This is a genomic window from Dysosmobacter sp. (genome assembly GCF_052306735.1).
Taxonomy (GTDB): domain Bacteria; phylum Bacillota; class Clostridia; order Oscillospirales; family Oscillospiraceae; genus Oscillibacter.
The window spans coordinates 1-25618 of record NZ_DAWBAJ010000020.1; the positions used below are offsets into that span (position 1 = coordinate 1).

Consider the following 25618-nt stretch of genomic DNA (forward strand, 5'->3'; position numbering starts at 1 on the left):
GGACGGAGCCGTCCATGTGCATGGTGCAGCCCATGGGCAGCACCAGGTCGCTGACATCCTTGGGCACGCCGATGTTGTCACAGGCCTCCTTGTTGACGGGGATGGTGGCCGCGGAGCTCTGGGTGGCAAAGGCGGTGACGGCAGGAGGGAAGATGTACTTGAGCATGGTGCGCACGCCCAGCTTGCCGCCGGCCAGGAAGGCGTAGAGGGGGAAGAAGATCACCACGTACAAAAGGCACAGGGGGTAATACACCACCATGGACCGGCCGTAGCTGCCGATGATCTCGGGGCCGTAGGTGGCCACCAGGTTGGCAAAGTACGCGCCCAGGCCGATGGGGGCCACCTTCATAATGACGTCCACGAATTTCATGATGATGGCGCTGAGGTTTGCCAGGAGCTTGCCCATGGGGCTCTCCTCGCCGCCGCAGGCGGAGACGCAGAAGCCGAAGATGATGGCAAAGATGATGAGGGGCAGCATGTTGGACTTATCCCACAGGTCGGAGAAGTCGGACACGGTGAGAGAGCTCACCAGCAGCTCCCCGGCGGTCTTGGCCTCCCCTACCTCGGCGGCGGCCATGTCGATGGAACTGCCGACGGAGGGGCTGAAAAGGTTCACCCAGATCAGCACGCAGGCAGAGGCGATGATGCCGGTGAAGACGAAGGTGCCGATGGTGCCGCCCAGGATCTTGCCCAGGCGCTTCATGTTGGCCATGCCGCCCACGGCGGAGGCAATGGAGACGAACACCAGGGGTACCACGATGGTAAAGAGCAGGTTCAAAAAGATATCGCCCAGGGGCTTGATGGTGGTGCCGAAGCCAGGGGCTACCACGCCGATGATGGCGCCGATGGCGATGCCGCCCAGCATCAGGATGGGGGTTTTGTACTGTTCCCAGAAAGACTTCTTTTGGATGGTAGCCATTTTTTACTTCTCCTTTTTCTCTTTTTGTTTTGGCTATCGTTTCGATCGGGTGGTCGTCAGGGGTCTTTGGGGGAATCGCTGTTTGGGGATTTACAGGCTGTCCACGGCGGCCTTCAGCTGGTCCAGGGCCGTCTTGAGGACGGAGCGGGGGCAGGCGGCGTTGAGCCGCATGAAGCCCTGGAGCTGGCGGCCGAAGGAGCAACCATCGTTGAGGCCCAGCTTGGCCTTCTCAATCATGAAGTCGTGGAGCTGTTCATTGGTAAGGCCCAGGGCCCGGCAGTCCAGCCACATGAGATAGGTGGCATCCGGGGCGTAGGTCTTGATCTTGGGGATGTATTTGTCGCAGTAGTCCACCACGAAGTCGAAGTTGTCGGAGAGATAGGGCAGCAGCTGCTCCAGCCACTCCTCGCCTTCGTTGAAGGCCGTCTCCATGGCGGTGAGGGAGAAGGCGTTGTTGCGGTGGATGTCCATGCACTGCCAGTAGTGGTCATAGACCTGCTTCATGTGGGCGTTGGGGAACACCACGGCGCTGGCCTGGAGACCCGCCAGGTTGAAGGTCTTGGTGCCGGAGATGCCCGTCACCACGTTGGCGGCAATCTCCGTGGAGAGGGTGGCGGTGGGGATGTGGCGCTTGCCGTGGAAGATGAGGTCGGAGTGGATCTCGTCGGAGACCACCAGCACGTGATACTTCAGGCACAGCTCCATCATCCGGCGCAATTCCGCCTCCTCCCAGACGATGCCCAGGGGGTTGTGGGGAGAGCAGAGCATAAAGAGATCCACCTGCTGGAGCTTTGCCTCAAAGTCCGCCCAGTCCACGGTCCACTTGCCGTCCACCTCCACAAAGGGGTTCTCCACCACCTTGCGGTTCCAGGCCTCCGTCATGTCGTAGAACTCCGAGTACACGGGGGTCTGGATCAGAACGCTGCCCCCCTCCGGGGTGAAGAGCTTGACGCACGCAGAGAGGGTCTGGACCACGCCCAGGCTCCAGCTCATGAGGCTGGTGTCGATGTCCCAGCCGTTGCGGCGCTTCTGCCAGTTCCGAATCGCCTCAAAATAGCTGGCGGGCCGGGCGGTGTAGCCCCAGATGCCCTCCTGGGCCCGAGCGGTCAGGGCGTCGATGATGGGCTGGGCGGTCTTGAAGTCCATGTCCGCGATCCACAGGGGGATCACATCGTCGGTGCCGAATTTCTTCTTGCGCTCGTCGTACTTGGCGGAATGGTTGTTGGAGCGGTCGATGATCTGGTCAAAGTTATATGTCATGATACCTCTTCCTTTCTGCGGATGGTTGTCGGATCCTTTTGATGCCAAACTATAAAGCAATTATGATGCCAATTTTGAGGTCCGCCGTGATTTTCACGGCAAATCCGTTATATTGTATCAATCTTTTATGCGATATAAACAAACCACCTCCGGAGCGCTTCGGCGTTCTGCCGGGAGGTTCCGGGGGAGCGTTGGATGGGACAGCCGGCGGGATGGGGAGGGTCTCTCCCGCCTGTGCCAAATTAATTGGTTATAGTTTTTATAATTGTTACATTGTTTTACCAGTTTTGTATGCTTGCCGGCCCAGGGGCGTCAGGCGGCTGCCGCCCCGCCCCCGGCTCACCCGTACCAGACCCCGGGCGGCCAGATCCGCCAAGATCCGCCGGACCTCCGGCTGAGTGAGGGGCAGGCGGGCCTCCCGGGCGGCGGAGAGCAGCCGCTCCCGCCCCAGAGACTCTCCCCGCTCCGAGGCCCGGTAGAGCTGCTCCAATACGAAGGCGGCCCCGTCGTCCTCCGGGGCTTCCTCCGGCGGGGGACAGGGAGCGGCGGCCTCCAGCACGGTGGAGGGCAGATCCTCCAGGGTGATGCAGTCGTGGCCGGTGTAGAGGAAATACTCCGCCACGTTGCGCAGCTCCCGGATGTTGCCGGGCCAGGAATAGCGGCGGAAGAAGTCCTGCACCGGCTCCGAGAGGGTGAAGGTGCCCCCCAGCTCCCGGCGGAAGTGTTCCAGCAGCAAAAAGACGTCGTCTCCCCGGCAGGACAGGGGCGGCACCTGCACCGGCAGGGTGTTGAGCCGGTAGAAGAGGTCCCGGCGGAAGCTCCCCTCCGCCACCCGGCGGGATAAGTTCTCGTTGGTGGCGGCCACGATCCGCACGTCCACGCTGACGATGCGGCTGCCCCCCACCCGCATGATCTCCCGCTCCTGGAGGACCCGCAGCATCTTCACCTGCAGGGCCGGGCTCATGCCCTCCACCTCGTCCAGAAACAGCGTGCCCTGGTGGGCCAGCTCGAAAAGGCCGGGCCGTCCGCCCTTCCGGGCGCCGGTGAAAGCCCCCTCCTCGTAGCCGAAGAGCTCGCTTTCCAGGAGGTTCTCCGGAAAGGCCGCCACGTTGATGGCAACAAAGGGCCCCTCCCGCCGCCGGGAGGCCCGGTGGACGGCGTGGGCCAGCAGCTCCTTTCCGGTGCCCGTCTCCCCCATCAGCAGCACGGGGCTGTCCCCGGCGGCCATGCGGGTGAGGACCTCCTTGGTGCGCAAAATCGCAGGGGAGGTGCCCACCACGTCGTCAAAGCTGTACTTGGCCTGATAGCCCTTGTGGAGCAGCTGGGTGCGCAGGCGGCTCTGGCGCACCTCCACGTCGTTGAAGCGCTGGAGCAGGGCAAAGGCGCCGATGCACGTGCCCTGGCGCATCACCGGCACCACCTCCACGCTGACCAACGCCCCGTGGATGCGCACCACCTGGGCCCCGATCCGCTCCCGGTCCCGCAGGCACGGACCAAAGGGGATGTAGGGGAACACCTCGTCTCCCGGCTTTCCCTCCACCAGGGGGGCGCTGACCCGGGTGAGCTCCTCGGCGTGGCGGTTGCAGGCGAAGATCTCGTCCTTTTCGTTGACGCCGATGACCCCGTCGGAGAGGATGTCCATGAGGATGTGGAACTGGCTCTCCAGCCGGATGGACTTGGCGAACATCTGGTCGAAGCTATAATTGCTGGTGGCGATGGACTGGAAGTAGCGCCGGAACTTCTCCGTCTCCAGCAGATGCTCCAGCCCCAGACGCAGGGCGATCTCGATCATCATGCCGGAGGTGCAGGCCCGCTGGCCCACGTCGATCTTGGTCTCGATGGAGGGGGGCACATAGCGCATCTCGTCGGGAGTGACGGCAATGTGGACGTCCTCCTCCAGCTCCGCCCCGGGGTAGAAGGGGATCCAGCGGACGTGGTTGACGCCCAGCTGCTCCAGCTGGGCGATGGCCTCCCGGGCCATGGTCTCCGTCATGTTCACAAACAGCACCCGGCTTCCCGCCGGGATCTCCTTGAGCTTGCGCAGCCCGCTCCAGCGGAAGGAGGCCTCCACCGCCATGGTCTGGCACCCCATGGGCACGTGCCGGGCCAGTTCCTCCGCTGAACCGAAGGCATCGGTGGAGGCGGCAAAGAGATCCGCCCGCTCCAGCACCCCCATGGCGCTGCCGTCCATGACAGAGAACACCGACACCTCCGCCACATCCCCGAACAGGCTCTCCACGTCCCGCCCGTAGGACCGGCCCGCCCGGGGGTCCAGGGCAATGATGGAAATTTTCTTCTTTTCCATAGCCGCCTCCCAAATTGGTTATAACCTGTTTCTTAAACCAGTTTCCCATACTTTCCGCCATTTGGCAAGGCTGTTTGGGACTTCTTTTTTCAGCTCTCCTTGACCTTTTGTCCCATCTCCCGTACACTGGTGACAGGACCTTTTTCAAATCAACCGTCATCTCCGGGAAACCGGGCGTATTGTTACAAAGGAGCGTGATCCCCCATGGCGTCTTTGCTGATTCGCAACCTCCATACCGCCGTCACCTGCGACGACGGCGACCGGGTGCTCCAACAGGTAGACCTTCTGTGCCGGGACGGCGTCATCGCAGCCCTGGGGCCGAACCTTGCCTGCGAGGCGGACACCGTCCTGGACGGCAGCCACTACTGGTGCTATCCGGGCCTCATCAACACCCACCACCACCTCTACCAGGTGTTCTCCCGGAACTTGCCCCAGGTGCAAAACCTGGAGCTGTTCGACTGGCTGACGGCCCTGTACGAGATCTGGAAGAACCTGGATGAACAGGTGGTGCGCTGCAGCGCCCTCACCGGCATGGGGGAGCTCCTCAAGCACGGGTGCACCACCTGCTTTGACCACCACTACGTCTTCCCGGCAGGAGCCGGGGACCTCATCGGCGCCCAGCTGTCCGCCGCGGAGGAACTGGGTATCCGGATGGTATCCTCCCGGGGCAGCATGGACCTCTCCCGGAAGGACGGGGGACTGCCCCCGGACAGCGTGGTGCAGACGGTGGATGAAATCATGGCGGACTCCGCCCGGATCATCGAAACCTACCACGATCCCCGGCCCGGCTCCATGCGCCAGATCGTGCTGGCCCCCTGCTCCCCCTTCTCCGTCAGCGGCGAACTGCTGCGCCAGAGCGCCATTCTGGCCCGGCAGTACGGGGTGCGGCTCCACACCCACCTGTGCGAGACCAAGGACGAGGAGCACTACACCCTGGCCCACTTCGGCGTCCGGCCGTTGGAGTATATGGCCTCTCTGGGCTGGACCGGCAGCGACGTCTGGTACGCCCACGGCATCCACTTCAATGATGAGGAGCTGCGGGAGCTCTCCCGCACGGGCACCGGCGTTGCTCACTGCCCCATCTCCAACATGAAGCTCGCCTCCGGCGTGGCCCGGGTACCGGAGATGCTCTCCCTGGGAGTCCCGGTGGGCCTGGCGGTGGACGGCTCCGCCTCCAACGACGGCTCCTCTCTCATGGAGGAGCTGCGGGTGGCGTACCTCCTCCACCGGCTCACCTCCAGCGAGAAGGCCCCCTCCGGGTATCAGGTGCTGAAACTGGCCACCCGGGGCAGCGCCCGGCTGCTGGGCCGGGAGGACATCGGCGCATTGGAAGTGGGCCGCCGGGCGGACTTCTTCCTGGTGGATGCCCGCCGCCTGGAGCTGGCCGGGGCCGGAGAAAGTCCCGCCGACGTGCTGGCCACCGTGGGCCTCCGGGGCCCCGTGGATTACACGGTGGTGGAGGGCCGCATGGTGGTCCGGGAGGGACACCTCACCACGGTGGATGAGATCGCCGTTTCGGAGGAGGCCAACCGGGTGTGCCGGGATTATCTCTCCCGGCCCTGAGCCCTCAGCCGCCTGCCCAAAGGAGGGAATCATGAAGTCCTGGACGTGGAAAGGCCTGGCTCTGGCGGTGCTGGGCAACCTGCTCACCGCCGCGCTGACCTTTTTATTGACGATCACCATCGGCCGTCAGTTGGACATGGATACGCGGCTCATTTTGCTGGCGCTGGCAGCTTTCGTTCTGGCAGGTTCCGCCCTGATGGCGTTTTTTCTCAAGCGCCGGGGACTGCGGCTGTGGAAAGCAGTGTGCATTCTGATCCTGTTTCTCATCGCGCTGTTCCTGATGGGCCAGGATCTGCACCCGGTGACAAAATTCTTTTCCCGCATCACCGGGTACTATAACCCGGAGGCCATGGGATTTTCCCTGCTCTATGCCATGATCTACTGCGGCGGGCTCCTGGCCGGGGCGCTGCCGGGATGGCTGGTGTACCGCCTTATACACCGTAAGAGACCCTGAGCGGATTCAAGACCGGATTTCTGCATGAAAAACCCCGCCCCCACGGAGGAATCCGTGGGGGCGGGGTCGTTTTTTCTTTGGCTCAGGCCTCCGCCTGGGTGCGCATGAGGGCGATCTCCCGGGCGTAGCCGGCAAGGTCGTTGGGGGTCTCCAGGCAGAAGGGCAGCTCCCGCAGTGCCGGATGGCGCACCACCCGGGACAAGGCCTCCAGGCCGATGCAGCCTTCGCCGATCCGCTCATGGCGGTCCTTATGGCTGCCCAGAGGGTTCTTGCTGTCGTTCAAGTGGATGGCCCGGAGCCGCTCCAGGCCGACAATGCGGTCGAACTCCGTCAGCACGCCGTCCAGGTCTCCCGCGATGTCGTACCCGGCGTCCCAGACGTGGCAGGTATCCAGGCACACGCCCATCTTCTCTCCCAGGTCCACCCGGTCCAAAATGGCCCGGATCTCTTCAAAGCGGCCGCCCACCTCGCTGCCCTTGCCCGCCATGGTCTCCAGCAGCACGGTGGTGGACTGGTCCGGGCGGAGGATGGCATTGAGGCCCTGGGCGATGAAGGTGATGCCCGCCTCGATCCCCTGGCCCACATGGCTGCCGGGGTGGAAATTGTAGAGCTGGCCGGGGACGTGCTCCAGCCGCACGAGGTCGTCCGCCATGGTCTCTTGGGCGAAGGCGCGGTTTTCCTCCTTGGCGCCGCAGAGGTTCAACGTGTAGGGGGCGTGGGCCACAATGGGGGCAAAGCCCCGCTCCCCAAGCAGCGTCACCAGCGCCGCGGCGTCATCTGCGTCCAGGTCCTTGGCCCGGCTTCCCCGGGGATTGCGGGTGAAAAACTGAAAGGTATCCGCCCCCAGCTCCAGAGCCTGGCGGCCCATGGCCGCAAAGCCCTTGGAGGAGGACAGGTGGCATCCGATGTGCAGCATAACTCCCTCCGGTGTTTTTTCTCAAGGATACCATATTTGCTTCCCCGGTGCCACAGGCAAATGCAACACGCCGCCCTTACGCCGTTTCCCGCTCCTCGCTGTGCGCCAGATACAGCTCCTCCGCCCGCTGCTGGGCGCACAGCAACTCCGCGCGGATCCGGTCCAGGCTCTCCTGGGCGTCGGTGATGGCATTGAACAGCAGCAGATATTCCTTGGAGATGGGTTCCATATTCGTCCGTCCTTTCTGGGAAGGCAGCGCGTCATCTTGGGCGCGCAGTCTCTCCGGCTCCACAAGATATTGATGTTTCCTCTGTATCATACACATTTGGGGCGGTGGATTCTGTCTGAACGTGTCGACAGCGGGGAGATTTTTCATGGATTTTGGAAATTCCGGCAGGAAGGGGACGGATGGTGACGTTCACAGACGAAAATCGTCCGCCGGAATCGAAAAAAAGCCCGGGACGGCGCATGCCGTCCCGGGCGGAGACTGTCGATCAAACCGGAAATCTTGCGCGACGGGAAGGAAGAGAGTTACGAGAGGAACCCAGGAGGGGTTCCTTTCGTTTTGAATCAATCGTTTTTTGAAACTCAAAAAAGTTTCAAAAAACTTGCTCAGCCTGTCGAAAAGACTTTTTCGACAGGCTGAGCCCGGGACGGCGCATGCCGTCCCGGGCGAAAGGGAATGCCGTTTATCTGGCCGCGGCTTTCTTGGGGATCAGCCGATCCACAATGAGGCACAGCGCCACAGTGATGACCATGTCCACCAGGGTGTAGCCCACCACGATATCCACATTCATCAGCAGCCGGTAGAGGATAAAGCCCACCAGCCAGATGATGAGGTTGCGCACATCGAAGCTCACGCCGAAGGAATCCCGGCGCAGCAGGAAGTGGTCGGCGATCTGCACGGCGATCATAGGGGCGAACACGGAACCGATGAGGTAGAGGAAGCCCGTGATGTCGTCCATGGGGAAGAGGATGGCCCCGGCGATGCCCACCACGCTGACCACCACCGCCGTCCACTTTCCGTTGAGCTTGCTGCTCAGGGACTCGGCGGAGATGCCGGCGGACCAGGCGTCCAGGAAGGTGGTGGTGACGGTGGAGAGCACCAGGATCACCAACGCGGCGATACCCAGGCCCGCCTTCACCATGATCTGGGCAATGTCGTACTCCCCGGTGTAGATGGCGGCGCCCATGCCGATGACGTACATCCAGCAGGAGACCACCCCGTAGGTGAGGGTGCTGGCCAGGGTGGCCTGGAAGGGCTTTTCCGCCTCCCGGGTGTAGTCGGAGATCAGCGGCAGCCAGGAAAGGGGCATGGCCACCGCCAGCTCCACCGCCGCGCCGAAGCTCATGGCCTCGCCCAGGTCGCCCCCTGCGGAAGCGCCGGAGAAGAAGATCACCTTGCACAGCACCAATGTCAGAATAAACAGGGCCGCCATGGAGATCTTGTTGATGAGCCCCAGGTTGGTGATGCCCACCAGGATCCACACGATGATGAGCCCGCCGATCACCAGGCACCAGATCCAGTGCCCGGCGTCGAAGATGCCGCCGATGGCCAGGGCCCCGTCATAGATCATGATGGCGGTCCAGCCCACCAGCTGGAGGACGTTCAAAAAGGCGAAGAGGAGACCGCCGGTGTGGCCGAAGGACATCTTCACCGTCTCCATGGCGCTGCGGCCGGTGCGGCCGCCGATGAGGCCCGCCAGGAAAAAGAGGGCGCAGCCGATGATGTGTCCCAGGACGATAGCGGCAAAGCCCTTGGCCATGCCCAGAGGGGCAAAGGAGGTGCCGGTGAGGATCTCCGCCAGGGAGACGCCGGCGCCGAACCAGATGAGACTGTTTTGGAAGGTAGAGGTCTTTTTCATATCTACTCCTTTCTCACGATAGCCTGTTTGCACAGCAGCGGGCGCTCAGTCCCGCTCCTCCCAGGCCATGTCCCAGAAGGAGGCCTCGTACCGGGAGCAGGCGGTGAAGATCTCCTCCAGCTCCCGCAGCTGGGCTTCCGTGTAGTCCGCTGTCAGACGTTCCAGCATGTCCTTGAGGATCACATTATTGCCGGTGTAGCGCTCGGTGATATAGCCCCGCACCCAGCGGCCGTACAAGGGATGGTTGGGGGCATCCGGGCGCTCGGCCACGATCCGGCGGGCGATGACCTCGTAGCTGTAGGCGCAGGAGAAGATGGCGGTGAGCACCTCGGCCTCGCCGCCTTTGTAGGCTACGCTGAGCATATAGGAGGTATAGGAGCGGTTATCCTGGGCGATGGGAGTGTGGTCCAGCTCCTCCTGGGTGATGCCGAAGTCGGCCATATAGCCGTTGTGGACGTTGACCTCGCCGTCCAGGATGGCCTGGATGTACTTGGCGAAGAGCTTCATGACCTCCACACTCTTGCTCTTGGCCACGCCCACGGCAAACACCTTGGTATAGTCCATGAGATACCAGTAGTCCTGGATGATGTAGCGGCGGAACTTCTTCACATCCAGGGTGCCGTCCTTAAGCCCCTGGACAAAGGGCTTTTCATGATACCCTGCCCAGATATCCTCCGTTGCTTTCAAGAGTCTTTCTACCGTGCTCATGCCACGCCTTCTTCCTTGCGCATGCTCCGCCGCATGAGTTTCAGGGGCAGCAGCGACACAATGAGGATACTGAGGATCCCCTCCACCAGACGGGAGGAGTTGTAGGCCAGGCTGTAGCCCCAGGCGCCCCAGCCGTCCCAGGCGTTCTGGGAGTAAAAGATCACGCCGCTGAGCACGTGGCCCACGCAGCGGATGGCCACCGCCAGGGCCATGCCGCACAGGATCTTCCAGCGCTTGTCGCTGCCGAAGACACCGGCGTAGCCCAGGCAGGAGAAGCACACCAGCTGCTGGACAAAGATCTGCGCCCAGTGGACTGCCTGCCAGCCGGGGATCAGGATCATGGCAAGAATGCCGCACACCCAGCCTGTCAGCATGGCGAGCCGGTAGTCATACACCAGCGCCAGCAGCATCAGGGGGATCCAGGATCCGCAGGTGATATTGGAGCCCGTGGGCAGGGGAATGCGGATGGTGGCCAGCACCAACGTCAGTGCGCAGATCACGCCTCCCAGGCACAATGCCCTGGCGTTGAGCTTCACCCCTCTGCACAAAATCACCGTAGCCAGCAAATAGGCCACCGCGAACACGGCAGTGATGACAGAAGAGATCATTCCACAAACTCCCCTCTGAGCCCAAACATGTGGTCCATGGGGCCGGAGCCGTGGCCCAGATCCAGCTGGGCCGCCAGGGCGCCGGAGAGGAAGGCCTTGGCCCGCTCCACTGCCGTCTCCAGGTCATAGCCCTTGGCCAGGTTGGAGGCAATGGCGCTGGAGAGGGTGCAGCCGGTGCCGTGGGTGTTGGGGTTGTCGATGCGCCGTCCGTTGAACCAGCGGAGGGTGCCGTCCTTCCACAAAAGGTCGTTGGCGTCGTTGAGGTTGTGGCCGCCCTTGCAGAGCACGGCGCAGCCGTACCGCTCTCCGATGGTGCAGGCGGCGGTCTCCATGTCCGCAGGAGAGGTAATGGTCATGCTGGCAAGGAGCTCCGCCTCCGGGATGTTGGGGGTCACCACCTCCGCCAGGGGCAGCAGCTCCTCCATGAGGGTCTCCCGGGCATCGTCCTTCAAAAGCTTTGCCCCGGAGGTGGCTACCATCACCGGGTCCACCACAATGTGCCCCGCGCCGTACTGGCGCAGCTTCTGGGCAATCACACGAATGAGGTCCGCCGAGGAGACCATGCCGATCTTCACCGCGTCGGGGAAGATGTCGGTGAACACGGCGTCCAGCTCCGCTGCCAGGAAGGAGGGCGTAGCCTCCAGGATGTCTGTGACGCCGGTGGTATTCTGGGCAGTGAGGGCCGTGACAGCGCTCATGGCGAATACGCCGTTGGCCGTCATGGTCTTGATGTCTGCCTGGATCCCGGCGCCTCCGCTGGAATCGCTTCCAGCGATTGTCAATGCTGTTTTCATGTTGTTCTCCTTTCTCTTGTGCACAGCCATTGATTTTATAAAGCGATACAAGGTGGTGCCCCCAATGTACCGCGCGTCGGAAATCCCCCTTACCGCTCCGCTTCCCGCTTATCGCGGAAAGCTGCGCCGGACGGGGAATTTCCTCCTTCTTCGGCGAAAGCACGGCTTTCGCCGAGTTGGGACGGGAGTTGCGTTTTCCCTTACCGCTCCGCTTCCCGCTGCCGCGGAAAGCGACCCCGGACGGGGAATTTCCTCCTTCTTCGGCGAAAGCGGGGCTTTCGCCGAGTGAGGACGATGTAAAAAGCCCTTACCGGGCGATGGACTCCGAGAGGCCGTAAAGCTCCTTGGCCGCCGTCTTCACATCCTTTTGGGCAAAGAGGGCGGAAACCACCGCCACGCCGTCCAAGCCGCAGCCGGCAAGCTCCGTGATGTTGTCCCGGCTGATGCCGCCGATGGCCACCACGGGGATGTCCACCGCCGCTGTAATGGCCCGGATGGTATCCCGGGAGATGGGTGCGGCGTCGGCCTTGGTGCCCGTCACAAAGGCGGCCCCCACCCCCAGATAGTCCGCGCCGGCGGCCTGGGCCGCCAGGGCCTCTTCCACGGAGTGGGCGGAGACGCCGATGAGCTTATCCGGTCCCAGGACCTCCCGGGCCCGGCCTGCCGCCAGGTCCGACTGGCCCACATGGACCCCGTCGGCGCCCACGGCGGCGGCGATATCCACCGCGTCGTTGATGATGCTGATGACGCCCTTTTCCCGGCACAGCGCCACAAAGCGCCGCGCCTCCCGCAAAAAGGCATCGTGGTCCAGATGCTTCTCCCGCAGCTGCACGATGCCCGCGCCGCCGTCGATGGCGGCGGCGATCTGGTCCATGAGGGCGTCCTCGTCCGCCGCCCAGGCCCGGTCCGTCACAGCATAGAGCCGCAGCTTTACTCCTTCGATCTTCATAGATGTTCCTTTCCCGCGCATCCGGCCCTTTTGCCGGATCTGCCGCTGCATTTTATACAAAAAAATCCGCGGACTCGCCAAATTCGGTGGTCCGCGGCAAACTGCCTTATGATTTCCCTACGTTGGCATGATCCAAATCAGGTCATGGGTCAAAGCCTTTCCGGCTTACTCTCAGCCCGTCAACACGGACTCCCCGTTGTTCAGTTGCCGTTATTTTACTCCCCCGGCTCCGCCATTGCAAGAGGGTTTGCGGATTTTTTCACAAAAAGGTCCTTGACACGTCCCCGGCGGGGGATGTAGAATGAGGCCGAAAACCACAGGGGAGCCGCAAGGCTGAGAGGAAGCGTCCCGCTTCGACCCTCCGAACCTGATACGGGCAATGCCGATACAGGAAGTGACATCGGAGCTTCGCCGCGGGCCCTGTGTCCTGCGGTTTTTTTGATGCCAAAATGATGACTTTGATGGGAAAGGACGTGTTGCGGGAGAAGAGAGCGGCGTCCCGGGAAACCGGGAGCGGACAGAGGGGGAGCGCCCTGTGTCCGGGCCGAAAACGCAGCGATGGGAAGCCGTGTTCCGGCGTGAGAGGAGGCCAGGGAGCCTCGACCGAAGTTTCCACAGCAGGCGGCGCGGCCGTCTGCGCCTTGCCATGCAAGGGGAAAACGCTGCGCGTCTTTCGTTTTCTCCCTGCCACTCATTTTTCAAAGGAGTCGAATCATATGAATCACAGTTTTGTCAAGAAACTGGCCCTGACGGGTATGCTGTGTGCCGTGGCCGTGGTGGGCAGCATGTTCTCTTTCCCGGTGTTCTCCAGCAAGTGCGCCCCTGTGCAGCACATGGTGAATATCCTGTGCGCCGTGTTCCTGGGGCCGGGGTACGGCCTGGCCGCTGCCTTTGCGGCCAGCGTCCTGCGCAACCTCCTGGGCCTGGGGAGCCTGCTGGCCTTTCCGGGCAGCATGTGCGGCGCCCTGCTGTGCGGCCTGATGTACAAGAAAACCCAGAACCTGCCTGCCACTCTCTGCGCCGAGGTCTTCGGCACCGGTATCATCGGAGGGCTGCTGTCCTATCCCATTGCCATTGCCTTTATGGGCGTGGTGGCCGGCAGCATCGGCTACACCGCCTATGTGGTGCCCTTCCTGGTATCCACGGTGGGTGGATCCATCATCGCCGGCGTGCTGGTGGGAGCCCTGAAGAAGAGCGGCGCCCTGCGCACCATGCAGGCCTCTTTGCAGCACTGAGAACTTGATTCCGGAGGTTTTCCATGCTGGATTTTTCCATCCTTGACCGGGTGGCGCGCACGCGTCCCCTGATCCACTGCATCTCCAACATCGTCTCCGCCAACGACTGCGCCAACCTGGTGCTGGCGGTGGGCGCCAGCCCCATCATGGCCCAGGCCCCGGAGGAGATGGCCACCATCACCGCCGCCAGCGCCGCCACGGTGCTCAACACCGGCACACCGGACCAGGCCCGGTTCGACGCCTGCCTCCTGTGCGCCAAGGCCTGCGCCGCCGCCAAACAGCCCACGGTGCTGGATCCGGTGGGTGTGGGGGGCAACCCCTGGCGGCTGGAGCGGGTGGAGGAGATCATCCGGCTGTTTCCTCCGGCCATTTTGCGGGTGAATTTGGGAGAGGCCCAGGCACTGCTCCACCAGGCCAGCCGGGAGGTGGGGGTGGACAGCCCCCTGCCCGCCGCACCGGCGGATCGTCTGGCCGCCGCCGTGAACCTGGCCCGGCAGCGCCAATGCGTGGTTCTGCTCTCCGGCCCCCAGGATCTCATTACGGACGGCGTCACCGCCTGGCAGGTGGGCGGGGGCAGCGACCTCATGTCCCGCCTCACCGGGACGGGATGCATGCTCTCGGTGCTCTGCGGCGCCTTTGCCGCCGTGGCTCCCGACCCTCTCACCGCCGCCCTCACAGCCTCCGCTTTCTGGAAGGCCTGCTCCCGGCAGGCAGAGACAGCAGCCGCCGGACGGGGCCCCGGCAGCTTCCACACGGCGCTGCTGGACGCCGCCGGCACCCTGACCCCGGAGCGGTGCACATCTCTGGCCCAAGCGGAGCAGGTGGATCTGCCGTAAAACCCCAGGCAGAATCCCTTTTTGAATATTTTTATAAGGCCCGCTCTCCTCAAAAGGCAGAGCGGGTCTTGTTTTTGAATTGGGAAAAAACGGTTGTTCTTTCATGGAAGTTTTTGTATAATTTTAGGAGACAATCCTGCACGGAAGGAGGCCGCCCCATGTCTTCACCTTCACCCGCCCCGCCGGCAGAGCTTACGGAGCAGCAGCACAAGGAACTCCTGCAAGTCCTTCTGACGGAGTATACCACCCTGCGTGCTGAGGCGCAGCACAATGAAACCTATCAGATTGAGCTGGCGATGATCTCCTTCTCCGCTCTGGCAGCCCTGATTGCCGCCGCGGCTACATTTTCCGCGGCAATCCCCAAGAATATCGAAATTTTCTTTTTCTTTTTGGCCCTGCCGTGCCTGGTGATGTTTCTGGGACTTCTCTGGATTGATCTGATCTACCGCCGCACCCGGTTCGGCTGCTATACCAAGTGTCTGGAAAACAAGATCAATGCACTGGTGCCCCAGGGACCGGGAGGCTGAAAATCCATAGAATGGGAACACTGGATTCAGGATCTGGAAGACGGCACCGGCTTTTTCAATACCACCCGGTTTTTCCGGGGATATATCATCTCCGGCAGTTGGCTGGCAGCGCCGCTCCTCATTATGGCCTCCTATTTTCTTTTGTCGGAAGCACCGCCCGGTGACTGCTGGGATGCCGTCCTGGGCCTGGCTGCCGCAAACTGGCTGGCCACAATATTCATGGCGGCTGTATACGGCATATATTACCTCTTGTTTTTCCAATATTTAAAGAAAATCATTGCCTTTCCTGAAAAGATCCCCTAATCTTCGGTATATCCCCTCCCGCGCCCTTTCGGGCGCGGGATTTTTTGCCCCGGAACCGCATATTTCCGCCCCCACCATCATAGGTTGTCCCAGAGGTGAGGGCGTATGAAACGAAAGATGGATCTGCTGCGCCGGATCGGGCGGCGGCTCACCGCCGCCGTGCTGGCGGTGGGGGTGCTCTGGGCAGTGGCAGTCACCGCGGGCAGTGCCACCGTCTCCGACGCGGCGGCGGCGTTGTGGAAGGCGGTACCCATGGGGGTGCTGCGGTGGGAACTGGGAGACCTGTGGGCCCGGGACGGCCTCTCCGCTGTCACGGTACTGGCCATCGGGGAGTCGCCCCTGCTGCTCTCCGCCCGCCCGGCGGTGGCAGAGCTGTGGTCGGCGGACCGGGAGGAGACCGCCACACAGGAGCCCCCGGAGGAGGGCACTGTCACGGAGCCGGTGGAGGAGATCCCCCTCCAGGCAGAGAGCCACACCGACAACGGCATTCCCGCCCGGACCCTGGTGCCCACGGATCCCAGCGGCTACACCGTCTGCGGCCGGGTGTACATCAGCAACTCCACGGACTATACCCTGGATCCCCAGGAGCTGACGGAGACCTTTGACGCGGAGATGAGCGGGGAGGGGCCCCAGATCCTGATCCTCCACTCCCACGGCAGCGAGGGCTACACGCCGCCCGCCGGGGAGGAGGTGGTCTGGTCCGGAAACCTGCGCACCACCGACTCCCGCTACAACGTGGTGGGGGTGGGGGACGCCATGGCGGAGGTGTTCAGCGCGGCGGGGATCTCCGTGCTCCACGACCGGACCCTCTACGACTACCCCTCCTACAACGAGGCCTATGACCGCTCCCTGGCGGCCATCCAGAGCTATCTTGCCCAGTATCCCTCCATCCGCTTCATCCTGGATGTCCACCGTGACGCCATTGAGGACGCCGACGGCAACCAGTACAAGGTAGTCTCCGCCGTGGAGGAGGGCACCGCTGCCCAGCTAACGCTGGTGGTGGGCAGCGACGGCGGCGGCCTCAGCCACCCCAACTGGAAGGAGAATCTGAAGCTGGCGGTAGCCCTGCAGGACACCATCCTCCAGCAGTATCCCACGCTGATGCGGCCGGTGCTGCTGCGCAACTCCCGCTACAACCAGCACGCCGCCACCGGGTCGCTGCTGGTGGAGGTGGGGGCCGCCGGAAACTCCCCGGACGAGGCAGAGCTGGCGGGGCGGCTCTTTGCCCAGAAGATGGTGGAGGTGCTGGAGGGCCGCAGCAAGTAGGGAAGCGGCCCGGCAGCGCCCGGCAAAAGCCTCCCGCCCTGTTTTCCACAGGGCGGGAGGCTTTCATGGTTTTGATAGAGGCAGGGAAAATCGCCGCCCGTCAGATAAACTGCCTGGGATCTTCCTCCAGTTTTTTCTGAAAGACGAGATAGTTGTCGCAGCGCACCGTTACTCCGTCGGAGCCCCGCTGCACATACATGGGAGTGTTCAGCAGCCCCAGGATGTTGTAGAACCCCCAGGCCTCATTGCAGACCACCTCTTCGCTGTTCTCCCGCCAGGTCCCTGTCCAGATGTCATAGGCGGTGTCCGTGCGCCGGGCAATGACCCCGAACCGGACGTCCACGCCGATGGTGTGGGTAGCTCTTTTCCCATTGGAGAGCTCCGTGCCGTCTTTCGGCCCGGCCAGGGTCCGGCTGAATTCGGTGGACGTGCCCCACCTGTCAGAATGGAGCAGTTCCTCAATGGGTTCCGGCAGGGAGATCCCGATGGTTTTTTTCACCGTTTCCTCCACGGTGGCCCCCACGGGCACTTCCTTCCATATGGTTCCCGTAATGGGGCCAAAGTCCGCCGCCGCCTCATACGCCGTCTTCTGCTGGGCGCCGGTGTTGTCCGGGGGAAGGTCAGCCTCCTGGTTTTTCCAGGCGATGGTGAGCTCCGTCACCAGGCGGGAAAGGCCCGCGAACCGGTCCGTACCGTACTGGTCTATGGCCGCCTGCTGCAAAAGGTCGTTGGTCTCCTCCGTAAACGCCGTGACGGTTACGCCGCAGGTCTCCGCGATGTATTGCAGCTCCTCCTCATACCGGGAAAAGATGTCCCGGGCGGTCTCAGGGGCCAGAAGGACATCCGGCGCCCGGCTCTCCAGGAGGCAGGCAGCCCCCAGGCAGCCCACCAGCACCGCCGCCAGCAAGAAGGCGGTAATCCGCTTCTTTTTCATTCCCAGCCAGGCCCCCTTTTTTGCTGTTTCTACCTGTATGGTAACCCATCCCGGCAAAAAAGGGAAGCCCATCTGTGCGGCAAGTCCGCAATCTGAAGTTGCGGGGCACTGTTTTAGCCTCCGGGACGCAAAAAACCACCCCGTCCTGCGGACGGGGTGGTTTCACATGCCATGAACTGCCTGATTAGTCGGTGACGTAGGGCAGCAGAGCGATCTGACGGGCACGCTTGATGGCCTCGGTCAGCTGACGCTGATGCATGGCGCAGGTGCCGGTGGTTCTGCGGGGCAGAATCTTGGAACGCTCGGAAACAAAGCGGCGCAGCTTGGCGGCGTCCTTGTAATCGATGGACTCGCACTTTTCCGCGCAGAACTGGCAGACCTTACGACGCTTGCCGCGCATGGGGCGAGCGGGTCTCGCTTCACGATCAAAAGCCATGAAATGGTTCCTCCTTTATCAAAATCAAAACGGCAGTTCGCCGTCTTCTTCGCCGATCTCGGCGAAGGCGGAGCGTCCGTCGGACACGGGGGCCGGGCCGCCCGCAGGAGCGGAGCGGTAGCCGCCGGAGGGCGCACCGTAGGCGGGGGCGCCGTAATCGCCGGCACCGTCCCGTTTGGAATCCCCGAAGTAGACGTTGTCCGCCACCACCTCGGCACTGCGGCGCTTGCCGCCGTCCTTGTCGGTCCAGTCGCGGATCTGCAGCCGCCCCTCCACCACGGCCATGCGGCCCTTGGTGAAGTATTTGCTGACGAACTCAGCAGTGGAGCGCCAGGCCACCACGTCGATGAAATCCGTCTCCTTTTCGCCGCTCTGGGACTTGAAGTCCCGGTCCACGGCCAGGGAGAAGGACGTGACGGCGGTGCCGCTTCCGGTGCGGCGCAGCTCGGGATCCCGGGTCAGACGACCCATAATGATGATTTTGTTGAGCATCTCCTCAACGCCCCCCTTATTCGCCCTTGCAGACGATGAGAGAACGCATGATGCCGTCCGCAATGCGCAGCTTGCGGTCCAGCTCACGGGGGAACTCGGGCGCGCTGGTGAAGCTCATGAGAACGTAATAGCCTTCGTTCTTGTAGTTGATGGGATAGGCCAGCTTGCGGCTGCCCCACTCTTCAACCTCCACAGCGGAACCATTCTGCTCAGCCAGGGTCTTGAAGTTGTTCACCAGAGCGGCGATACCCTCCTCACCCTGTGCAGGGTCGATGATATACACGACCTCGTAATTGGCAGAAACCTTTGCCATGTTTGCACCTCCTTTTGGACAAATGGCCCTCATATTGCATGAGAGCAAGGATATGCCCGCAGACTGCGAGCCTTATTATTATATAGGATGGAGCGCAAATGTCAAGGAAAAAATCCATGATTTTTCAAAAAATCCTCCTGTTTTTCCCGCTTGTGTGGTATGATGGTGGCCGAAGGAGGGATGGCCATGGAATTTTCCCCGGGGATCATTGCATTCATCTTTGCGGTGCAGCTGATCTCCTACACCATCAAGGGTCTCATCGGCTTTGGAAATCCCCTGATCTCCGGGCCCCTTTTGTCCATGCGGCTGGACAACGTCCTCATCACCCCGGGGACGCTGCTGCTGGACTGTCCGGTGAACGCCTGGATCACCTGGAAAAACCGCCGCAGCTTCCAGTGGCGGAGGATCGCGGCGCTGCTGGGGGCCAATCTCCTGGGGGTCATTCCCGGGACGCTGCTGCTGCAATACTCCATGCCCTGGGTCCTCAAGACCTGCCTGGGCGTGGTGGTGGTAGCCCTGGGCGTGGAGATGGCCACCCGCGGCAAGACCGGCGGCTCCAAAAAGAAGGACCGGCGGGGACTCATGCTGGCGGTGTCCTTCTTCTCGGGCATGTGCGCGGGGCTCTTCGGCATCAACATGTTTATCGTGGCCTATCTGGAGCGGGCCTCCTCCAACTATGAAGAATTCAAGGGCAGCATGTGCTGTTTGTTCTTCGGGGAGAACGCCTTCCGGCTGCTGGTGTATCTGGCGGAGGGCATCTACACCCGGGAGGTGCTGCTCTTCAGCCTCTGCAGCCTGCCGGCGGCCATTGCGGCCATGGTCATCAGTGCCCTGGTGACCCGGCGGCTGGACGGCCAGCGGCTGCGGCCGGCGGCCATCGTCCTCTTTATCCTGGGGGGCGTCAGCATCATCGTCAAATCCCTGCCTATTTTCTGAGTTTCACATTTTACAAATCAGGAGGAGTTTTTCATGAAAGAACACTATCAGGGCCCTGCCCACATCGCCATCCACACCCCCGACCTGGATGCAAGCATCGCCTTTTATGAGAAGATCGGCGGCGCCCTCCGCCAGAAGGACGCCCTGCCCACCCCCGCAGGGGACAAGGGCCTGGCCCTGGTGGAGTTCGGCGGCTTCGTGCTGGAGCTGATCCAGTCTCCCACCCCCGCCCCGCTGACGGAGGGCAATATCCCCCACTTCGCCGTGTATGTGGACGACGTGGACGCCGCCGCCGCGGAATTGAAGGCCCTGGGGGTGGACACCTTCACCACGCCGGAAAAGGTGGTGCTGCCCACCCTCTTCGGCGGACTGGAAAACCGGTTTTTCACCGGCCCCTCCGGCGAGCAGATCGAGCTGATGAAAATGCTTTAATCAAAAAGCGGCCGCAAAAAAGAGACGCCTGACGGCGTCTCTTTTTTGCGGCAATCTTACCGGAAAAGCTTCCGGCCCAGCCAGATGAAGAGGCAGGCTCCCACCACGCTCACCAGGAGGTTGGCGAAAAAGCCGTAGGCGTAGAAGCCCAGCAATCCGAAAACAAAGCTGCCCACAAAGGAGCCCACGATGCCCACCACGATGTTGCGCAGCAATCCGCCGTCGGTGTTCATCACCTTTCCGGCGATCCAGCCCACCAGGGCGCCCATGATCAGGGTCCCTAACAGTCGAAACATAAACAAAAATCCTTTCTTTTCTCCGTCCCCGGGAGGGCCGTGCCTTTCCCGGGAAAACCGGCTCAATCCTTGATGTAGGCCCGCACCCGGTACTCGGCCCCCACGTCCTCCTCGCAGATCTTCCGGCAGGCTTCGATCTCCTCCGGGGAGATGGTATCCACCACCGTCATCATCACATGAGGAACGAACTGCCGCACCCGGCGGGTGAAGTCCAGCATAGCCTCATAGGCCCCGGGGAACTGGGGATGGCACAATGCCTCATACTTTTCCGCCGTGTCGGTATTCAGGGAGACGGACACCATGTCGAACCGCCCGGCAAACTCCGGCGTGATGTCCCGGCCGTTGATAAGGGAGCCGGTGCCGTTGGTGTCCATGCGGGTAAAGATCTGCTCTCCCTTTTCCTTCATCCGGTCAATGACCCAGCAGATGTCGTCAAAGCGGTAGGTGGGCTCCCCGAAGCCCACGAACACCAGCTGGCGGTACTTAGATAAATCGTGGCTCTCGATGGAGGAGAGCAGTTCCTCACGGCTAGGCTCCCGCTTGAGCCACAGGTTGTGGGTATAGATGCTGCCGCCGGAGCTTTGATTGTGCCGCAGGCAGAAATCGCAGTTGAAGTCACAGCGGTTGGTGGGGTTCACATAGAGGTTGTCCCCGTATTCATAGGTAATGGTAAAGCCTTTTTCCATGGTATCCGCTTCCTTTTAAGATTCCGGCACACTGTCCAAATGAATCTCCGAGAGGGTAAAGCCGCCGTCCTGATAGGAGACGGAAGCAGAGAGATCCGCTGCGTACCAGTAATATGGAATATCCTCCCCTTCCAGCATCACGGCCCCCTGGAACCGGAGGCTTCCGCCGGGCTCCTTCTCATGGGGCCACGCGGAGAAGGAGGCCTGAGAACCGGTGGTGAGGCCCTGGACGGCACCGGGGGCAATGTTTTCCGCCGCCAGCACATCCGTGAGATCCACCAGCTCCCGCCCCAGCACCGCATACGTCCTGTCCTCCGCCGTCACCACGGACAGCTGCCCGGAGAGCGCGTCCCGCCACAGGGTCTCCGGGAAGCAGTGATCGGTGAGGGTGCCGTCCTGATTTTTCTCCACAATGTGGAGTTCCTCGATAGAAACCCCTGTCCCGCTGCCCAGGAGGTTGATGAGCACCACTTCCTCCTGACCGTCGCCGTCCGCGTCCCAGCACTGGAGCCGGGGCTCCACCACCTGGGGACCGCCGAAGGACCAGTCAAACTCCGCCAGAGCGTCCCCCCAGCGGAGCAGGGCTGTGCTGCCGGAATACTTTGTCACACCGTACAGTGCCACCTCCTGATCCGGCAGCTGGGAGAGCAGGCCCACGGGATCCAGATTCCAGCGGCTGTTTCCCATCCAGTCCCGCAGGCCCACCACCTGAGTGGGCAGCTGGTAATCCTCCTCCGGTGTCCGCCCCTCCGTCACCACGGCGGGGGCGGAGAGGGGCTCCAACGGCTCCGTCTCCGGCAGGCCGGATGCGCCGGAGGCCCCGCAGCCGGTGAGCATCAGTGCCGCCAGCAGGGGACACAGTCTTGTTTTCATACCGGTCCCCCAATTCCAAAGAGCCGTTTTCCGTTGGCAAAGGTGATGTCCGTCATCTCCTCGGTTGTGACGCCCTTCCACTCCGCCAGCTTTTCCAAGACATAGGGGAGGTAGCGGCTGTCGTTGCGCTTGCCCCGGAAGGGTACCGGGGTCATGTAGGGGCTGTCCGTCTCCACCAGGATGCGGTCCAGGGGGGTCATGGCCGCCACCTCCGGCGCCCGCTTGGCATTTTTATAGGTAATGGGCCCGTCAAAGCCCAGGTACCAGCCCCGCTTGAGAAGCTCCGCGGCCATCTCCGGGCTGCCGGAAAAGCAGTGGAACACCCCCCGGAGGCCCGGATACTCTTTCACGATGGCCAGGGAATCCCCATGGGCCTCCCGGTCGTGGATGATGACGGGCATGTCCAGCTCCAGCGCCAGCTCCAGCTGCCGCCGGAACACCTGCTGCTGGAATTCCCGGGGCGGGTTCTCCGCCCAGTAGTAGTCCAGGCCGATCTCCCCGATGGCCACCGCCTTGTCATGGCGGCACAGCTGCCGGAGGGCATCCAGATCCGCGTCGGTATACCCGGCGCAGTCCTCCGGGTGGATGCCCACGGCGGCGTAAACGTGGGGGAACTGCTCCGCCAGGGCCAGGGCGGCCCGGGAGGTGGGCAGGTCGCACCCGGGATCCACCACCAGGGCGACCCCTGCTTCCGGCAGGGCAGCGAGCACCGCCTCCCGGTCAGGGTTGAAGGCGGAGGAATCATAGTGGGCGTGGGTATCAAAAATAGGCATGGAGCACCTCACGTACAGGGGACGGCAGCCGTCCCGGGATAAACAAAAAAGGACACCCCGAGGGATGTCCTTTCGGTTCGACCATCAGCCGATCTTGTTGAGCTTCAGGGTCATGGCGCTCTTTCTGTGAGCAGCCGTGTTCTTGTGCAGAACGCCCTTGGCAACCGCCTGATCGACTTTCTTCACTGCAACCTTGTAAGCGCCATCGGCCTCGGTGCGATTGCCTTCTGCGGCAGCCGCCTCGAACTTCTTGATGGCGGTCTTCACCTCGGACTTCGTGGCCTTGTTGCGGGCATTGCGCACCTCAGCGATCAGCACGCGCTTCTTGGCAGACTTGATATTCGGCAAACCAAACACCTCCTTAGGCAAAATCACCCGGCGGACAGATTTTCCACCGTGCAGAATGATATTTTAGCAGGGAAGTTTCCGAAAAGCAAGACTTTTTTTATAATTTCTGTTCTTTTTTTTGAATATTGTGTGAGTTGGCGCAAAACCTAGGAGCAAAACCACAAGATTTTGTGTCTGGGAGGCAGCGGCATTGTTGACAAAACGCACAGACCTGGCCCTGGAGGCCCGGGAATTGTGGCAGGAATCCGCCCAGCGGACCACCCGCCTGTCCGGAGTCAAGGCCACGAAAACGAAACGGGAGGGCTATCCCATCACCCGGGTGGACATTCTGGACGAGCGGGGAGAGGAGGCTCTGGGCAAGCCTCAGGGGAGCTACCTCACCATCGACCTGACCGCCTACTGGAAGCGGAAGGAGGACTATTTCGACCGGGCCGTCCGGGCGGTGGGCAGCCACTTGAAGGATCTGTCGTTGCCGGACGGGCCGGCGTTGGTGGTGGGCCTGGGAAACCGGGCCATGACCCCCGACGCCGTGGGCCCCCTGACCCTGGAGAGCGTGCTGGTGACCCGGCACCTCCTTGCCGCCATGCCCCGGCAGTTTGCGGGCTTTCGGCCGGTGGCGGCCTTCGGCACCGGGGTGCTGGGCTCCACCGGAGTGGAGTCCGCCGAGGCGGTGCGGGGGCTGGTGGAGGAGGTGCACCCCGCCTTCGTCATCGCCGTGGACGCCCTGGCCTCCCGGCGGACGGGCCGGGTGTGCGCCACGGTGCAGCTCTCGGACACCGGCATCGTCCCGGGATCCGGAGTGGGCAACCACCGCTCGGCATTGAACCGGGAGACGCTGGGCGTGCCGGTGTACGCCCTGGGGGTGCCCACGGTGGTGGACGCCGTGACATTGGCGGCAGACCTGCTGGAAGAGGCGGGGGAGGATTCCCTGGGCGAGGAGCGGCTGCGGGGGGAGCGGGAGCAGTTTATGGTGACCCCCCGGGACATCGACCAGCAGGTGCGGGAGCTTTCCAAGGTGCTGGGCTACGGCATCAACTGGGCCCTGCAGGACCTAGAGATTGCGGAGATGACGGCCCTGCTGGGCTAGGCGCGAAAACTTCACAGAGATTTGACCCGGAGGCGGTGGCGCTTCTGGGCGGGGCGGGGGTACCATAGGCTCGGCGGACCATCAAAATTTTGAACCTGCCGGGGGAATGCTATGAAAAAGACCTATGTACTGGACACCAATATCCTCATTCAGGCCCCTTACGCCCTGCACTGCTTTCAGGAAAACCAGGTGGTGATCCCCCTGGCGGTGGTGGAGGAGCTGGACGGCCTCAAGCGGGCGGAGGGTGAGCGGGGCCGCAGCGCCCGGGCGGCCATCCGGGCCCTGGAGGAGCTGCGCTGCGGGGGCGACCTCCTCTCCGGCGTCCCGCTGCCGGGAGGCGGCACCGTCCGGATAGAGCAGAACTTCATCCACGTGACGCTGCCGCCGGACCTGCCGGAAGACCAGATGGACAACCGCATCCTCATGGTGTGCAAGGGCCTGCGGGAGGCCGGGGCGGACCAGGTGATCCTGGTGACCAAGGACCTTCTGCTGCGGGTGAAGGCCCAGATCCTGGGGATCCCGGCGGAGGACTTCACCACCGAACAGATCAGCGCCGACGACGCCGCCTATACCGGGCGCCAGACGGTGTACCTCCCCGAGGAGCTGGCCAAGGAATTCAAAAAAAGCGGCGTGGACGCCTCCGCCGTCTACATCGCGGACGAAAATGGGGAGCGGCGCTGCCCGGCTCTCACGGAAAATGAGTTTCTGGTGCTGAAGCTGGACCAGTCCACCCGCAAGACCCTGCTGGGCCGGGTGGAGGAGGGACGGGTGGTACCCCTGGCCTACAAGAAGAGCAAGCCCTACGGGGTGAGCCCCCGGAACGTGGGCCAGTATTTCCTCCAGGAGGCCCTGATGACCGGGGCGGACAAGGCGCCGCTGGTGATCGTCCAGGGCATGGCGGGCACCGCCAAGACCTTCTACGCCCTGGCGGTGGGGCTGGAGAAGGTGTACAACAACCCCAACGGGGAGTACCGGCGCATCATCGTCAGCCGTCCCAACGCCCAGTTCGACGACGACATCGGCTTCCTGCCCGGAGACGAGCAGGAGAAGATCGCCCCCCTGATGCGGCCCATCGTGGACAATCTGGAGCAGCTGCTGGACGCCGACGAGGACCGCTATGAGGACGAGGGCGCCCTCAGCGACCGGGTGTCGGAGGTGTTCCAGCGGGGCGTCATCCAGGCGGAGGCCATGAACTTCATCCGGGGCCGTTCCATCGTCAAGACCTACCTCATCATCGACGAGGCCCAGAACATGACCCCCAACCAGGTGAAGGGCATCATCACCCGGGCAGGCCAGGACACCAAGATCATTTTGTTGGGCGATCCCCGGCAGATCGACCGGCCCTTTCTGGATGAGCGCACCAACGGCCTGAGCTACGCCGCCAAGTGCATGAAGGGCAGCCCCCTTTGCTGGCAGCTGACCCTCTCGGCGGAGGAGTGCGAGCGCTCCGCCCTGGCCATGGACGCCGTGCAGCGGCTGTGAGACCCATTACATCAAAACCGCG

29 protein-coding genes are annotated in these 25618 nt (G+C 62.7%); 10 read left to right on the forward strand and 19 right to left on the reverse strand.

Annotated elements, in window-relative coordinates; translation table 11 throughout:
- The 3 genes from ACT67G_RS06790 to ACT67G_RS06800 form a co-directional block, all read right to left on the reverse strand.
- On the reverse strand, positions 1-919 hold a 919-nt coding region (locus ACT67G_RS06790), incomplete at its 3' end, for a dicarboxylate/amino acid:cation symporter (RefSeq protein ID WP_443663676.1).
- Positions 920-1009: 90 nt separating this feature from the next.
- Entirely contained in the window at positions 1010-2179 is a 1170-nt protein-coding gene (locus tag ACT67G_RS06795) for a MalY/PatB family protein (RefSeq protein WP_443663677.1), read from the reverse strand.
- Positions 2180-2447: 268 nt separating this feature from the next.
- Complete coding sequence (locus ACT67G_RS06800; protein WP_443663679.1) at positions 2448-4484, reverse strand: sigma-54 interaction domain-containing protein; 2037 nt, start codon at positions 4482-4484, stop codon at positions 2448-2450.
- A 204-nt stretch (positions 4485-4688) separates the two neighbouring features.
- Here ACT67G_RS06800 and ACT67G_RS06805 point away from each other — a divergent pair, with 204 nt between their 5' ends.
- The gene (locus tag ACT67G_RS06805) at positions 4689-6047 is read left to right on the forward strand and encodes an 8-oxoguanine deaminase (protein ID WP_443663681.1); all 1359 of its coding nucleotides are present in this window, start codon (positions 4689-4691) and stop codon (positions 6045-6047) included.
- Between the two features lie 31 nt (positions 6048-6078).
- Positions 6079-6501 carry a hypothetical protein gene (locus ACT67G_RS06810; RefSeq protein ID WP_443663683.1) on the forward strand — a complete coding sequence of 141 codons (423 nt, stop codon included), beginning with the start codon at positions 6079-6081 and terminating at the stop codon, positions 6499-6501.
- An 82-nt stretch (positions 6502-6583) separates the two neighbouring features.
- Here ACT67G_RS06810 and ACT67G_RS06815 read toward each other — a convergent pair whose 3' ends face one another.
- The 7 genes from ACT67G_RS06815 to thiE form a co-directional block, all read right to left on the reverse strand.
- Positions 6584-7417, reverse strand: coding sequence for a deoxyribonuclease IV (locus ACT67G_RS06815; RefSeq protein ID WP_443663684.1), 834 nt, complete (start codon positions 7415-7417; stop codon positions 6584-6586).
- A 76-nt stretch (positions 7418-7493) separates the two neighbouring features.
- Positions 7494-7646: a hypothetical protein gene (locus ACT67G_RS06820; RefSeq protein WP_325246228.1), complete on the reverse strand. Its 153-nt coding sequence runs from the start codon at positions 7644-7646 to the stop codon at positions 7494-7496.
- A gap of 460 nt (positions 7647-8106) precedes the next feature.
- Positions 8107-9282, reverse strand: coding sequence for a putative hydroxymethylpyrimidine transporter CytX (cytX, locus tag ACT67G_RS06825; protein WP_443663686.1), 1176 nt, complete (start codon positions 9280-9282; stop codon positions 8107-8109).
- A gap of 45 nt (positions 9283-9327) precedes the next feature.
- The gene (gene tenA, locus ACT67G_RS06830) at positions 9328-9990 is read right to left on the reverse strand and encodes a thiaminase II (protein ID WP_325247177.1); all 663 of its coding nucleotides are present in this window, start codon (positions 9988-9990) and stop codon (positions 9328-9330) included.
- Complete coding sequence (locus ACT67G_RS06835; RefSeq protein ID WP_443663688.1) at positions 9987-10598, reverse strand: energy-coupled thiamine transporter ThiT; 612 nt, start codon at positions 10596-10598, stop codon at positions 9987-9989. Before ACT67G_RS06835 ends, tenA begins: the two co-directional genes overlap by 4 nt.
- Positions 10595-11392, reverse strand: a complete 798-nt coding sequence (gene thiD, locus ACT67G_RS06840; RefSeq protein WP_443663690.1) for a bifunctional hydroxymethylpyrimidine kinase/phosphomethylpyrimidine kinase — start codon at positions 11390-11392, stop codon at positions 10595-10597. The genes ACT67G_RS06835 and thiD overlap by 4 nt, the downstream gene beginning before the upstream one ends.
- Before the next feature lie 307 nt (positions 11393-11699).
- Positions 11700-12341 carry a thiamine phosphate synthase gene (gene thiE / locus ACT67G_RS06845; protein WP_443663692.1) on the reverse strand — a complete coding sequence of 214 codons (642 nt, stop codon included), beginning with the start codon at positions 12339-12341 and terminating at the stop codon, positions 11700-11702.
- A 716-nt stretch (positions 12342-13057) separates the two neighbouring features.
- On the opposite strand from thiE, the gene thiW reads away from it, so the two are divergent.
- From thiW to spoIIP, 4 genes are all read left to right on the forward strand, one after another.
- Positions 13058-13576, forward strand: a complete 519-nt coding sequence (gene thiW, locus ACT67G_RS06850) for an energy coupling factor transporter S component ThiW (RefSeq protein ID WP_443663693.1) — start codon at positions 13058-13060, stop codon at positions 13574-13576.
- 23 nt (positions 13577-13599) lie between these two features.
- Complete coding sequence (thiM, locus tag ACT67G_RS06855; protein ID WP_443663695.1) at positions 13600-14412, forward strand: hydroxyethylthiazole kinase; 813 nt, start codon at positions 13600-13602, stop codon at positions 14410-14412.
- A gap of 158 nt (positions 14413-14570) precedes the next feature.
- Positions 14571-14939: a hypothetical protein gene (locus tag ACT67G_RS06860; protein WP_443663697.1), complete on the forward strand. Its 369-nt coding sequence runs from the start codon at positions 14571-14573 to the stop codon at positions 14937-14939.
- A 408-nt stretch (positions 14940-15347) separates the two neighbouring features.
- Positions 15348-16508: a stage II sporulation protein P gene (gene spoIIP / locus ACT67G_RS06865; RefSeq protein ID WP_443663699.1), complete on the forward strand. Its 1161-nt coding sequence runs from the start codon at positions 15348-15350 to the stop codon at positions 16506-16508.
- Positions 16509-16608: 100 nt separating this feature from the next.
- Here the strand turns inward: spoIIP and ACT67G_RS06870 are convergent, their stop codons facing one another.
- The 4 genes from ACT67G_RS06870 to rpsF form a co-directional block, all read right to left on the reverse strand.
- Positions 16609-17442, reverse strand: a complete 834-nt coding sequence (locus tag ACT67G_RS06870) for a hypothetical protein (RefSeq protein WP_443663701.1) — start codon at positions 17440-17442, stop codon at positions 16609-16611.
- 184 nt (positions 17443-17626) lie between these two features.
- The gene (gene rpsR / locus ACT67G_RS06875; RefSeq protein WP_235228553.1) at positions 17627-17878 is read right to left on the reverse strand and encodes a 30S ribosomal protein S18; all 252 of its coding nucleotides are present in this window, start codon (positions 17876-17878) and stop codon (positions 17627-17629) included.
- A 24-nt stretch (positions 17879-17902) separates the two neighbouring features.
- The gene (locus tag ACT67G_RS06880; protein ID WP_325247901.1) at positions 17903-18370 is read right to left on the reverse strand and encodes a single-stranded DNA-binding protein; all 468 of its coding nucleotides are present in this window, start codon (positions 18368-18370) and stop codon (positions 17903-17905) included.
- 16 nt (positions 18371-18386) lie between these two features.
- Positions 18387-18683 (reverse strand): 30S ribosomal protein S6, encoded by a 297-nt coding sequence (gene rpsF / locus ACT67G_RS06885; RefSeq protein WP_325247902.1) that lies wholly within the window; start codon positions 18681-18683, stop codon positions 18387-18389.
- 186 nt (positions 18684-18869) lie between these two features.
- Here rpsF and ACT67G_RS06890 point away from each other — a divergent pair, with 186 nt between their 5' ends.
- Positions 18870-19619 (forward strand): sulfite exporter TauE/SafE family protein, encoded by a 750-nt coding sequence (locus ACT67G_RS06890; RefSeq protein ID WP_325247903.1) that lies wholly within the window; start codon positions 18870-18872, stop codon positions 19617-19619.
- Between the two features lie 33 nt (positions 19620-19652).
- Complete coding sequence (locus ACT67G_RS06895) at positions 19653-20051, forward strand: VOC family protein (protein WP_325247904.1); 399 nt, start codon at positions 19653-19655, stop codon at positions 20049-20051.
- A gap of 56 nt (positions 20052-20107) precedes the next feature.
- Here ACT67G_RS06895 and ACT67G_RS06900 read toward each other — a convergent pair whose 3' ends face one another.
- The 5 genes from ACT67G_RS06900 to rpsT all read right to left on the reverse strand — a co-directional run bounded on the left by ACT67G_RS06900 (position 20108) and on the right by rpsT (position 23027).
- Complete coding sequence (locus ACT67G_RS06900; RefSeq protein WP_325247905.1) at positions 20108-20347, reverse strand: GlsB/YeaQ/YmgE family stress response membrane protein; 240 nt, start codon at positions 20345-20347, stop codon at positions 20108-20110.
- Positions 20348-20409: 62 nt separating this feature from the next.
- Positions 20410-21033: a TatD family nuclease-associated radical SAM protein gene (locus ACT67G_RS06905; RefSeq protein ID WP_443663704.1), complete on the reverse strand. Its 624-nt coding sequence runs from the start codon at positions 21031-21033 to the stop codon at positions 20410-20412.
- A gap of 15 nt (positions 21034-21048) precedes the next feature.
- Positions 21049-21906, reverse strand: a complete 858-nt coding sequence (locus ACT67G_RS06910; RefSeq protein WP_325247598.1) for a hypothetical protein — start codon at positions 21904-21906, stop codon at positions 21049-21051.
- Complete coding sequence (locus ACT67G_RS06915; protein ID WP_443663705.1) at positions 21903-22679, reverse strand: TatD family hydrolase; 777 nt, start codon at positions 22677-22679, stop codon at positions 21903-21905. The genes ACT67G_RS06910 and ACT67G_RS06915 overlap by 4 nt, the downstream gene beginning before the upstream one ends.
- Positions 22680-22763: 84 nt before the next feature.
- Positions 22764-23027 (reverse strand): 30S ribosomal protein S20, encoded by a 264-nt coding sequence (gene rpsT / locus ACT67G_RS06920; protein ID WP_325245431.1) that lies wholly within the window; start codon positions 23025-23027, stop codon positions 22764-22766.
- 193 nt (positions 23028-23220) lie between these two features.
- On the opposite strand from rpsT, the gene gpr reads away from it, so the two are divergent.
- Both gpr and ACT67G_RS06930 read left to right on the forward strand, forming a co-directional pair.
- Positions 23221-24114, forward strand: a complete 894-nt coding sequence (gene gpr, locus ACT67G_RS06925) for a GPR endopeptidase (RefSeq protein WP_443663708.1) — start codon at positions 23221-23223, stop codon at positions 24112-24114.
- Positions 24115-24225: 111 nt separating this feature from the next.
- On the forward strand, positions 24226-25596 hold the full coding sequence (locus ACT67G_RS06930) for a PhoH family protein (RefSeq protein WP_443663710.1): 1371 nt from the start codon (positions 24226-24228) through the stop codon (positions 25594-25596).
- Positions 25597-25618 lie beyond the last annotated feature (22 nt).